Origin of the sequence: Peribacillus muralis (genome assembly GCF_001439925.1) — a bacterium.
In the GTDB taxonomy this organism is placed as follows: Bacteria; Bacillota; Bacilli; order Bacillales; family DSM-1321; genus Peribacillus; species Peribacillus muralis.
Genome location: NZ_LMBV01000006.1, coordinates 129363 through 141700, shown reverse-complemented (window position 1 = coordinate 141700; position 12338 = coordinate 129363). Strand labels below are relative to the sequence as shown.

Below are 12338 nucleotides of genomic sequence, written 5' to 3'. Positions count from 1 at the left end.
CGGGGGATTTAAATGAATGAAGCACTCATGAATGTGAAAAATAAAATAACTGCTTACTGGACGGGCCGAAGTAAAAATCAAAAAATGACGATGATTGGTATTGCCGCTTTAATTATCATCATCATTTCGGCCGTTTCCATCCTAACCACGCGTACGACGATGGTGCCTTTATATTCCAATTTAACTCCTTCGGAAACGGGGAGTATCAAAGAAAACTTAGACAGCCAAGGAATCGTAAATGAAATTACGGAAAATGGAACGACGATTAAGGTTCCTGAAGAAAGCGTGGACACACTTAAAGTGGAATTGGCGGCTGAAGGAATACCGGACTCAGGCAATATCGACTATTCTTTTTTTAGTCAAAGTGCTGGAATCGGGATGACCGAAAATGAATTCAATGTCATTAAATTGGATTCGATGCAAACGGAACTGGCCAGTTTAATAAAAAATATTGATGGGGTTGAGGATGCCAGCGTGATGATCACTCTTCCTGAGAAAGGCGTCTTTGTAAGTGATACAGCCGGAGAAGCGTCGGCATCGATTGTGCTGAATACGAAACCAGGATATAAATTTGAAGAAAGCCAGATCAATTCGCTTTATCATCTTGTTTCGAAAAGTGTCCCGAATCTTCCTACCGATAATATCGTCATCATGAACCAAGACTTTGAGTACTATGATCTGAAAAATGAAAATTCTTCTTTCGCGTCGGCATTTACTTCTCAAAACGCAATAAAAAAAGAAATAGAACGCGATATTCAAAGGCAAGTTCAAAATATGCTTGGGACGATAATGGGTCGAGATAAAGTGGTTGTTTCGGTCACGACGGACATCGATTTCACTCAAGAAAACCGGGAGGAAAATTTAGTAGAACCGGTCGATAAAGAAAATATGGCCGGAATCGAGATTTCGGCGCAAAGAATCAATGAATCGTATAGTGGGGATGCAGCGGCTGCCGGTGGTGTTCCGCAAAGCGAGGACTCCTCCGATTCATTGGCAACCTACTCATCAGGCGATAACGGATCCGGTGATTATGAAAAAGTGGATGAAAAGGTAAATAATGAAGTGAACCGGATCAAGAAGGAAATAGTGGGAAGTCCATATAAAGTGAAGGACTTGGGCATACAGGTCATGGTCGAGCCTCCGAAGGCAGATGACCCCAATTCTTTATCTCAGCAGAGTGTGGATGATATTACGCAAATCCTTGGTACGATAATTCGCACGACAATCGAGAAAAAAGCTGAAGGGGAAGAGCTGACGGACGAAGAGCTTACGAATAAGATAGCGATTTCCGTTCAACCGTTTAATGGAAAAATGAAACTGCCGAAAGAGGAAGCCAGTTCATTGCTGCCAATTTGGGCTTACATCGTCGGAGGAGTGCTAATCCTTGTCATTATCATTCTCTTAATCTTATTCTTCCGATCCCGCAGGCAATCCGAAATGGAAGAAGAGTACGTGGTGGAGGAGGAAGAAGAAGTCGTATTCGATGTTCCGGATTTAAACAAGGAAAAAGAAACGGAAACATCTTTAAAAAGAAAACAACTCGAGAAACTGGCAAAAGAAAAGCCGGATGAATTTGCAAAATTATTAAGAAGCTGGATAACTGAAGATTAGGAGGCTGGGCAAGTGACAGACAGAAAAAAAAAGGCCGGATTGACTGGCAAACAGAAAGCCGCCATCCTCCTGATTTCATTGGGCCCGGATGTTTCTGCCTCGGTATATAAGCATCTATCTGAAGAGGAAATTGAGAGATTGACCCTTGAAATCTCAGGAGTAAGGAAAGTGGATGCGCATGATAAAGAGGAGATTCTGGAGGAATTCCACAACATTGCCTTGGCGCAGGATTATATTTCACAGGGTGGGATAGGGTATGCAAAGCAAGTCCTTGAAAAGGCGTTGGGCACTGATCAGGCAGCAGCCATCATCAACCGGTTGACATCTTCCTTACAGGTTCGCCCGTTTGACTTTGCAAGAAAGGCAGATCCTGGCCAAATCCTGAATTTCATCCAAAATGAACATCCACAGACCATTGCATTGATCTTGTCGTACCTGGATCCGGCACAAGCTGGTCAAATATTATCTGAGCTTCCGCAAGAGGTACAAGCCGATATTGCGAGAAGGATCGCTTTAATGGAAAGCACCTCCCCGGAAATCATCAATGAAGTGGAGCAAATACTTGAACGGAAACTATCTGCGACCGTGACCCAAGATTATACGCAGACCGGTGGAGTAGAGGCGGTTGTCGATGTGTTGAATGGGGTGGACCGTTCTACGGAACGGACGATTTTGGATGCCCTCGAAATTCAAGATCCCGAGCTTGCCGAAGAAATCAAGAAGCGGATGTTTGTCTTTGAAGATATCGTGACCCTTGACGGCAGGGCGATTCAGCGTGTAGTCAGGGAATCCGAGAACGAGGACCTGAAACTTTCACTTAAAGTGGCAAGTGATGAAGTGAAGGAAATCGTTTTCCGAAACATGTCAAAACGGATGGTGGAAACGTTCCAGGAAGAAATGGAATTTATGGGACCTGTACGTTTGCGTGATGTTGAAGAAGCACAATCAAGAATCGTGGCCGTTATTCGCCGTCTGGAGGAAACTGGAGAAATTGTAATTGCCCGCGGCGGAGGGGATGATATCATTGTCTAGGATTATAAAATCCGAGCAGGCACAACTAGAGGATAGTCAGAAGATCAAGATAAAGGTTCGTCCGTTCAACTTTCTTCAAACGGTAAATGAAGATGAGGGGAAGGTCCGTCACCATTTTCAATCTGATGAATTTCTGAATCAGGCCAAACAGGAAGCTGAAATTTTAATTCTGGAGGCACAGCAACAAGCGCAAGCAATTGCTGCTGAAATCCAGAGTGATCGCGATCAATGGGAAAAACAAGAAAAAATGATGTATATCGAGCAAGCTCAAAAAGAAGGCTATCAGCAAGGAGTTGAAGACGGCATTCAAAAGGGCTATAACGAAATAGCAGATGAAATTTCATTTGCTAAAGAAGTGGTGGAATCCTCCAAAAAAGATTATCGGCAGCATATCGAATCATCGGAAACCGTAATTTTGGACCTTGCCTTGAAAGTGGCGGAGAAAATTATTGGGTCTGAGATCGAAAAAGACGATGCATCTTTTTTATCAATCGTCAAGAAAGCGATTAAAGAGGCAAGGGAATACCGGGAAGTGCAATTGCATATCCATCCTGTCCACTATCAATCGATACTCTCACTTAAACAAGAGTTGATTGCAATCTTTCCAAAGGATACGGAGTTGTATATCTTTCCAGATGATGAGCTTGAAGAAAACAGTTGTGTTATCGAATCTGAAAATGGCAGGATCGATGCCAGTGTAGATAGTCAGTTACATGTAATCAAAACGAAACTAACGGAATTGCTGGAAGGGGAATAAAGATGAAAGCTAGGGATCTATTGCCCTTAATCGAAGAAGTCGATCCATTCAAACATTATGGACGAATCAAACGGGTCGTAGGGTTAATGATAGAATCTCAAGGCCCTGAAAGCTCTGTAGGTGATGTTTGTTATATCTATACGGGTCTACCAAAAAAGAAAAATAAAATATTGGCGGAAGTCGTCGGGTTTCGTGATGAGATGGTTATTTTAATGCCATTTACGGCAGTTAGTGATATAGCACCGGGATGTATCGTTGAAGGCAGCGGGCGAAGCCTGGAGATAAAGGTTGGCAGCGGGTTGATTGGCAAGGTGGTCGATCCATTGGGGCAGCCAATAGATGATTCCCTGCTCCCGAAAGGTCTCGCTACCGTTCCGGTGGATCAAGATCCGCCTAATCCGATGAGACGTCCCCCCATTCATGAACCGATCGATGTAGGTGTCCGCGTGATTGATAGTTTGTTAACAGTTGGAAAAGGACAACGTGTGGGCATTTTTGCAGGCAGTGGTGTTGGAAAAAGTACGTTGCTTGGCATGGTGGCAAGGAATACGACGGCTGATTTAAACGTTATTGGCCTTGTAGGAGAACGGGGCCGTGAAGTTCGTGAATTCATTGAAAAAGATCTTGGCCCAGAAGGCCTGGCTCGATCGATCGTTGTGGTTGCGACGTCTGATCAGCCAGCCTTGATGAGGATAAAAGGGGCTTTAACGGCAACTGCCATAGCCGAATATTTCCGTGATAAAGGATTGAACGTGATGCTGATGATGGACTCGGTCACGAGGGTTGCGATGGCCCAGCGGGAAATAGGGCTTGCTATTGGCGAACCGCCGACGACAAAGGGGTATACACCATCTGTTTTTGCCATCCTGCCTAGGTTGCTCGAAAGGACTGGGACAAACCAATTAGGTACGATTACAGCTTTTTATACGGTTCTTGTCGATGGTGATGACATGAATGAGCCGATTGCTGATGCAGTAAGGGGGATTTTGGATGGTCACTTCATACTTGACCGCGAGTTAGCCAATAAAGGACAGTTCCCCGCTCTCAACATCTTAAAAAGCATAAGTCGGGTCATGAATAACATTGTTCATGAAAGGCATAAAAAATCCGCAGAAAAATTAAGGGCACACTTATCAACGTATAAGGAGTCGGAAGATTTGATCAATATAGGCGCCTATAAAAGAGGATCATCCAAACAAATTGATGACTCGATTACGCACTATCCGGAAATCATATCTTTCTTAAAGCAGGGGACTCACGAAAAGGCGGCCAAGGATGATAGCATCAATGCCCTTGTTGAATTGATGGAGAAAGGTGACCAGGCATGATTTATCAATATAAATTCGAGAAGATCCTGACCATTAAAGAAAAAGAAAAAACCGATGCACTAGCTAAATATGATGCAGCTTTAAAAAAATTTGAAGAAGTGGCAGGGAAATTATATAAGCTCTTAAAGAAAAAAGAAGAGTTGCTTGAGTTCCAGCAGGAAAAGCTGCGAAATGGATTATCGATTCAGGAGATTCGTCATCATCAGATATTCATGGACAACCTTGAGAAACTGTTGAGCCATTGCCAACAGGAAGTGATTGAATCGCGATACAAGATGAATGTTCTACGGGATGCATTGATGGAAAGAAATATTGAGGTGAAGAAGTACGAGAAAATGAAAGAAAATGATTTTCTTAAATTCCTGGATGTCATAAAGGAAGCTGAGAATAAACAAATGGATGAAATATCGATCCGTCAATTCTTAAGCAAAGGCGTTAGGTGATAGAATGCGCAAAAAAATCGAATCTAATGGAATGGAAGAATTAGAAGAAAGCAAGATAAGTAAGTTTCAATGGTTTCTTGTCATTTTCATTCCTTTAATCTTCGCTGTAACTGTAGCCTTGATCGTTTTAACGGTTGCAGGAGTCAATGTTATGGAAAAGGCTAAGGAAATGTCCGCAAGTATCCCCTTCATTGATACTGACAAAAAGGATGAGGAAAGAGGTAGTGCAGCGAGGAGTGATGAGAAAGTCACAATCAAGCTGGAAAAATTGGCAACGGATATAGAAAACAAGCAAAAAGAGATAGAAAAGCTTGAAGGCATCATCGATACACGCGATAAGGCGATTGCAAAAGCGGAAGCGGAAAAGCAACAGCTTCAGATGGAAATGAATCAACTCAAGGATAGTCAGAGTGGAAAGAATAAGGCGTTCAAAGATATCATTCGCACATATGAAACGATGGCTCCTAAGAAATCTGCACCGATCATTACAGAAATGAATGATCAAGACGCCTTGGAAATTCTCTCAAGCATGAAGGCGACCACATTAGCTAAAGTATTGGAGAACATGTCAACCGCAGATGCTGCAAGATTAACGAAGAAGCTAGCGGAACAAAGCACTCAAGAGGAAAGGTGAAGGAGGTGAATGGCAGATGAATTCAGCCGTTAATTCTTTTCTCCCGTCTATTTCAGCAAGTCACAAGGTATCGTCAAAGCAAGTCCAACAAGTTCATTCCGGTTTTGGTTCAGTACTTCAATCTGCTGTGGGGGGGGAAGCATCCGGTGTATCTGAAAAACAGCCACTTGACATCCCTGAGGAAAAATTGTCCGCTTTAAGGGAATTGCTTGCTTTTTTGAAACGTGGAACGTTGATGGGCGAAGAGGAAGGTGATGAAGGGGCTACAGAAAACTCTCATGAAGATATAAGCAACCAACTTTTACAGGTTCTAAAAAAGGTAACCGGAAACGATGAAAACAGCCTTTCGGAATTCCTTGAGAGCATTGAGGAGTTGAATCTAGAACCACATCAGGAAGACTTGGACAAGAATTCCCAAAGCCTGATAACGGCCAATGTCATGGAACTATATACACTCTTAAAAAAAGTCTCGGAGTTCAGTGAAGAAGAATGGCAGAAGCTGCCGGTGCCTGGCGGAGTGAATGTATTAAAATTGGTGAAAATCCATGATCTCCTATCAGAGAATAAAAATATGACACAAGATGAAGCGGTCATTCAGAAGCAAATGAAAAACCTGCTTGAAGGAATAACGGGAAAGCTGGAAAAATGGCTGTCCAATCAGCAAAAACCAAATCCAGAACCTGATCAAGCCACCAATTTTGGGTCAGCACGATATAATCAAGGCGAAATCCTGAAAAACGCAATTTTACCATTATATTCAAGTGAGAAGGTGAGTAAGGAAGCTACAACCAGCAACGGGGTGGCATTGAAAACTGTGGAAGGCGGCATTTACCAAGGTCCAGGTATGCCTCTGATCATGACGAAGCTGGAACAATTCGTACTGACTGCTTCGAAAGGGGAGCAAAATGTCAGTCAAGAAGAGCTCGTTAAGCAATTCGAAAATATTTTGGGTAAGGCTAATTTAAGTACCCATAATGGTGTAAATAAACTGTTGATTCGATTGAATCCGGAACATCTTGGAACCGTTAGGATCGAGTTGATCCAAAAGGACGGTCTGTTGACAGCGAAGATTTTGGCCACTACGGCACAGGCGAAGGATATGCTAGAGAAGCAGATTCACGGGTTAAAGCAAGCCTTTAGCGGGCAAAACATCCAAATTGAAAAAATTGAAATATCCCAAGCCTTCACGGCTTTCAATTCCGAGAAATTCTTACAGAAGGATGCAGATGAAAGACATGAGCATCAAGAGCGTAAGGAGGAAGAAAGCAACGATGAGGCGGAAAGCGAATTTACAGGCTCCCTTGCCGAAGCTCTGCTAAATTTGGAAGTGTAGGTGAAAAATATGACGACCATAGATACATCCCTTTTATTATCGAATAATCAAAACGATAAAAGAAACACGGGGGATTCATTAGGAAAAGATGATTTCCTGAAATTGCTGCTTACCCAGCTTCAAAACCAAGACCCATCAAGTCCGATGGACAATACCGAATTCATTGCCCAAATGGCGACATTTTCATCACTCGAACAGATGATGAATATTGGGACCAAAATGGATGAAATCATCGGGATTAATCAACAAAATAGTTTAATGAACTATAACTCTTTTGTAGGAAAGGAAGTCACGTGGCATAAATTGGATGACGGTGATGATAATCTTGCGATAGAAGAAGGAAAAGGCATCGTGAAATCCATTCAATATAAAGGTGAGAATGTATTTTTCATCTTAGAAGACGGCACGAAACTTACTCCGGCCAATATATCGACTATGGAACAATCAAGCACAGCCTCGAATAGCCTAACAACGGCCAGTGAGTTAATCGGTAAACGAGTAAGCTGGAAGGATGAAAAAAATGGAGAATCGTCAGCAATCGTTGTCTCTGTGTCCATGAACAATGGCAAACTGCAAATTGCAGTCGATGATGAAAGTAAAACCAAGCTATCCTATGAGCAGCTGATTGAAATTGCTAAACCTTGAAGGGCTGGGAAAATGAATTCACTTGTTTTTTTGTAAAACACTACCCGCTATTCAGGCAGCCTATTGAAGAGTTGACCATTAGTAACCATGCCCAAATGCGGATGAATGAAAGAATAGCTAATAGCGGCACAAACATGGGTGTGACAATGCTGCACTCATAATAAGAACGATAAATAATAAGTCATTACGTTCTTGGACAGTGATGATGCAGATCGCAAATTTTCACGAACAATATTGTTCTATCATATTAGATTGTTAGGCTGTAACTAGTATAAGAGGCCTAGACTGTGGAATGACGGAAGCAGTCGCTAAAAGAAAGGGGAGCTTTTACATGCTTCGTTCAATGTATTCGGGAATAAGCGGATTAAAAAACCTACAAACAAAATTGGATGTTATCGGCAATAATGTTGCCAATGTCAATACTTACGGTTTCAAAAAAAGCCGGGTGACATTCAGTGATGCAATGAATCAAACGATATCAGGTGCAAGTGCAGCTACAGCCAATAAGGGTGGAACTAACTCGAAACAAATCGGATTGGGTTCCACGATCGCTACAATTGATACCATCCATACTCAATCAAGCTTACAAACGACCGGTCGCGATCTTGACTTAGGGATTTCTGGGGACGGCTATTTCGTAGTCAAGCAAGGGGATGCGCTTTCCTATACAAGGGCGGGAAACTTTTATTTGGATGATAACGGAACTCTTGTTAACTCGAATGGTTTGAAGGTACAAGCTTACAAGGTTGATGAAAACGGAAAACGATCAAAAACGATCGGAGACGTCGCTGTTAATGTCAATGCGATTTTACCTGCAGTAAGTACGACGAAAATTTCGGTAAGTGAAAATCTTGCTGCAGATGCCATTGATGGTTCCGTATTTAGCCAACAAATAAAAGTGGTTGTTGGAATGGGAAAAGAACAAACGGCCACTATTTATTTCCAAAAGACAAGTGGTGATAAATGGAACGTTTTTGATGAAGAGCCTGCCCCGCTTGGTGATACTTCAGCCACAAAACCAAAACCGTTCACTTCGTTGAATTTCGACGCGAATGGCCAGCTCGTGGCCGCTGACAAAAATCAGCCAAACAAAACGATTAACATTACAAGTGGCAAAGAGGATGACTCGAATACAGCAGCTGATGAAAGTGTACAAAGGGCTCAATTGGATTTTGATTTTTCCAAGCTCACTCAAGTGAAAGGCTCTACAACTGCTTTGGTCAATCCGAATGGAAATAAAGAAGGAAAACTGGAAAGCTTTAATATTGGTTCGGCAGGGGAAGTGAATGGCGTTTATTCCAACGGTCTGATCACTACATTGGGTCAGCTGGCTGTTGCCAAGTTCTCCAACTCATCAGGCTTGACGAAAACCGGTGGCAATACTTTTCAGGAATCCATCAATTCAGGTACGGCAAACATCAATATCCCCGGTGAGGGACGGGGCGTGATTGCATCGGGTTCCTTGGAAATGTCCAATGTCGATCTATCTGAAGAGTTCACGGAAATGATCGTTGCCCAACGCGGTTTTCAGTCGAATTCGAGGATCATCACGACCTCTGATGAAATTTTGCAGGAATTGGTAAATTTAAAAAGATAGGTTAAGGGAGGGAGGAGCCAGGAGCTTTTTGCTCTGGTTCCTAAATATCATTATCAAAGTCACAAGACTCAATGGAAAATGCTTTCATATCAATGCATTGTACATAGACACAGTCGAATCATTGCCTGATACGACCATCACTTTTACAAATGGCAAGAAAATCGTGGTACTTGAGAAGGAAGCTGAATTGGTCAAAGCAATTATACAATTTTATCGTACCGTAAATATTCTCGGATTCAGGAAGGATGTGGAGGAAGGGACATGAAAAAAAATCTTTTGACCATCATGTTGATCATACTTGTAGCCATAACACTTGTTGGTGTCATAGCGGTAGTGGTTGTGACAAAGGTATCTGAGCCCACATCTGCGGAAACAAAACCTAGCATTGACGAAATCGTCGAATCTTCTGTTGAAATACCCGAAATCACGACGAACCTTGACGGCAATGATTATATCAAAATTTCATTTATGGTCCAAACTGAAAATAAAAAAGCAAAAGAAGAGTTGGAAAAAAGAAGTTTTCAGATGAAAAATATCATTATCACCGAACTGTCCGAAATGAAAGCGGAAGAGTTAACCGGTAAAAAAGGTAAAGAAAAATTACAAAATATATTAAAGACAAAAATGAATGAATTAATGGAAGAAGGAAAAGTTGAAAAGGTTTATATAACCTCCTCGATTCTTCAATAAGAACATCCTTGCTTCATTAAATAAGAAGGGGAAGCTTTGGAGGTGAGTGTTAATGTCCGGGGAAATATTATCGCAAAACGAAATCGATGCTTTGCTATCGGCGATTTCCACAGGGGAAATGGATGCAGATGATTTAAAGAAAGAAGAACTGGAAAAAAGAGTGAAAGTGTATGACTTCAAAAGGGCACTGCGGTTTTCAAAGGATCAAATCAGGAGTTTGACGAGGATACATGAGAACTTTGCAAGGCTGCTGACCACGTATTTTTCGGCTCAATTAAGGACGTATGTTCAAATATCCGTTGCTTCTGCCGATCAACTCCCGTATGAAGAATTCATTCGTTCCATCCCAAAAATGACGATCCTGAATGTGTTTGAGGTCCCACCTTTGGATGGCCGCATCATTCTTGAGGTCAACCCGAATATCGCCTATTCGATGATGGATCGAGTGTTGGGGGGACGGGGCATAAGCGTCAACAAAGTGGATAGTTTAACGGAGATAGAAACGAAGATCATGTCGAATTTATTCGAAAAGGCTTTTGAGAATTTACAGGAGGCTTGGGGATCCATTGTTGAAATCGAACCGATGATGACGGAGTTCGAGGTGAACCCGCAATTCCTTCAGTTGGTTTCGCCCAATGATACGGTAGTGGTCATTTCCTTGAATACACAAATTGGCGAAACGAGCGGAATGATCAACGTTTGCATTCCTCATGTCGTCTTGGAGCCGATCATACCGAAGCTATCTGCTCATTATTGGATGGAGAATTCCCAAAAGGAAAAAATTCCAGAGGAGATCATGATTTTAGAAAAACGAATCAGAGATGCAGATCTTCCGATTGTTTCAGAACTTGGTACTACAAATATCACCATCGAGGATTTTTTGTTGTTGAATGTTGGTGATGTCATCGACTTAAACAAGGCCATCGAGGAACCTTTGACGATTAAAGTTGGAGGAATTCCTAAATATAGAGGTCAGCCAGGAAAAGTAGGTAAGAAGCACGCCATCCAGATTCTTGATATTTTGAAAGGGGGAGACGAAGATGGTAAGTGATGAAATGCTTTCGCAAGACGAGATAGATGCCCTTTTAAAAGGTACAAGTGACATAGAAGATGAGGTGAGCCTTCTTTCAATAGATGATTATTTAACGATGATGGAACTGGACACTCTCGGTGAAATTGGCAATATTTCTTTCGGAAGTTCGGCAACGGCATTATCCACATTGCTGAATCAGAAAGTGGACATTACAACACCGACGGTAACCTTAATTGAAAGGGGCCAGATCGAAGAAGAATTTCCTCATCCGTATGTAGCGATACAAGTGCAATATACGGAAGGTTTTTCAGGCATTAATATGCTGGTCATCAAACAAAGCGATGCTGCTATTATCGCCGATTTAATGCTTGGCGGTGATGGAGTGAATCCTTCTGACATGCTGGGGGAAATCCAGTTGAGTGCAGTCCAGGAAGCGATGAACCAAATGATGGGCTCCGCGGCGACATCCATGTCGACCATTTTTAGTAAAAAAGTTGATATTTCACCGCCTAGCATAGATTTACTTGATTTTTTAAATGGCGAAGGTGAGAATGCGATACCAGATGAGGACTTATTTGCGAAAATCTCGTTTCGTCTCCGTGTTGGTACGTTAATTGATTCCAGCATCATGCAGCTGCTGCCTTTGGAGTTCGCCAAAGGGCTAGTTTCTGAACTATTGAATGGAACGAACGAAGATCCTGAAATGAAAATCGAAAAAGAACTTGATGATCCCGTCATGTACAATCCATCACCTGAGCTTGAACGTGTTCAGAACAGCGGAATGAATCAACCGCCGCCAAATGAAGCATATGGGCAAGGCGGCTATCCAACGCATTCGGCAAGTCCAAGCCCGAATGTGCCGCAACACTTTGGTGTTTCATCCGCACCATCAGGTCCTCCGGTGAATGTGCAGCCTGCGAGCTTCTCTACTTTCCAGCCCTATCAGCTTCAAGAGTCTGAATCAAAAAACCTTAGCATGCTGATGGATATTCCGCTGCAAGTAACGGTCGAGCTGGGGAGAACAAAGCGTTCTGTCAAGGATATTTTGGAGCTGTCATCCGGTTCAATCATCGAATTGGACAAATTGGCTGGAGAGCCAGTCGATATCCTGGTAAACAGCCGATTGATAGCAAAAGGTGAAGTGGTAGTGATTGATGAAAACTTTGGGGTACGGGTTACGGATATCATGAGTCAAAGTGAACGATTAAATAAAATCAGATAAATTTGGGGGAGAA

Annotated in this window: 13 protein-coding genes; all 13 read left to right on the top strand. The window is 42.4% G+C overall.

What is annotated here, in order from left to right:
- The first annotated feature begins 12 nt into the window (after window positions 1-12).
- Window positions 13-1611, top strand: coding sequence for a flagellar basal-body MS-ring/collar protein FliF (gene fliF, locus ASU00_RS10500; RefSeq protein ID WP_057913415.1), 1599 nt, complete (start codon window positions 13-15; stop codon window positions 1609-1611).
- 12 nt (window positions 1612-1623) lie between these two features.
- Window positions 1624-2643 carry a flagellar motor switch protein FliG gene (gene fliG, locus ASU00_RS10495; protein WP_057913414.1) on the top strand — a complete coding sequence of 340 codons (1020 nt, stop codon included), beginning with the start codon at window positions 1624-1626 and terminating at the stop codon, window positions 2641-2643.
- Window positions 2636-3400, top strand: a complete 765-nt coding sequence (fliH, locus tag ASU00_RS10490; protein ID WP_057913413.1) for a flagellar assembly protein FliH — start codon at window positions 2636-2638, stop codon at window positions 3398-3400. The genes fliG and fliH overlap by 8 nt, the downstream gene beginning before the upstream one ends.
- A gap of 2 nt (window positions 3401-3402) precedes the next feature.
- Complete coding sequence (gene fliI / locus ASU00_RS10485; RefSeq protein ID WP_057913412.1) at window positions 3403-4728, top strand: flagellar protein export ATPase FliI; 1326 nt, start codon at window positions 3403-3405, stop codon at window positions 4726-4728.
- The gene (gene fliJ, locus ASU00_RS10480) at window positions 4725-5171 is read left to right on the top strand and encodes a flagellar export protein FliJ (protein WP_057913411.1); all 447 of its coding nucleotides are present in this window, start codon (window positions 4725-4727) and stop codon (window positions 5169-5171) included. Before fliI ends, fliJ begins: the two co-directional genes overlap by 4 nt.
- A gap of 4 nt (window positions 5172-5175) precedes the next feature.
- Window positions 5176-5805 carry a MotE family protein gene (locus tag ASU00_RS10475; RefSeq protein ID WP_057913410.1) on the top strand — a complete coding sequence of 210 codons (630 nt, stop codon included), beginning with the start codon at window positions 5176-5178 and terminating at the stop codon, window positions 5803-5805.
- Between the two features lie 16 nt (window positions 5806-5821).
- Window positions 5822-7138 (top strand): flagellar hook-length control protein FliK, encoded by a 1317-nt coding sequence (locus tag ASU00_RS10470; protein WP_057913409.1) that lies wholly within the window; start codon window positions 5822-5824, stop codon window positions 7136-7138.
- 9 nt (window positions 7139-7147) lie between these two features.
- Window positions 7148-7783, top strand: a complete 636-nt coding sequence (gene flgD, locus ASU00_RS10465; protein WP_057913511.1) for a flagellar hook assembly protein FlgD — start codon at window positions 7148-7150, stop codon at window positions 7781-7783.
- Window positions 7784-8114: 331 nt separating this feature from the next.
- The gene (locus ASU00_RS10460; protein WP_057913510.1) at window positions 8115-9380 is read left to right on the top strand and encodes a flagellar hook protein FlgE; all 1266 of its coding nucleotides are present in this window, start codon (window positions 8115-8117) and stop codon (window positions 9378-9380) included.
- A gap of 49 nt (window positions 9381-9429) precedes the next feature.
- Window positions 9430-9645, top strand: coding sequence for a flagellar FlbD family protein (locus ASU00_RS10455; protein WP_057913509.1), 216 nt, complete (start codon window positions 9430-9432; stop codon window positions 9643-9645).
- Window positions 9642-10070: a flagellar basal body-associated protein FliL gene (fliL, locus tag ASU00_RS10450; RefSeq protein ID WP_057913408.1), complete on the top strand. Its 429-nt coding sequence runs from the start codon at window positions 9642-9644 to the stop codon at window positions 10068-10070. Before ASU00_RS10455 ends, fliL begins: the two co-directional genes overlap by 4 nt.
- Before the next feature lie 52 nt (window positions 10071-10122).
- On the top strand, window positions 10123-11121 hold the full coding sequence (gene fliM, locus ASU00_RS10445) for a flagellar motor switch protein FliM (protein WP_057913407.1): 999 nt from the start codon (window positions 10123-10125) through the stop codon (window positions 11119-11121).
- A complete protein-coding gene (gene fliY, locus ASU00_RS10440; RefSeq protein ID WP_057913406.1) occupies window positions 11111-12325 on the top strand; it encodes a flagellar motor switch phosphatase FliY in 1215 nt (404 codons plus the stop codon). Before fliM ends, fliY begins: the two co-directional genes overlap by 11 nt.
- The last annotated feature ends 13 nt before the right edge of the window (window positions 12326-12338 follow it).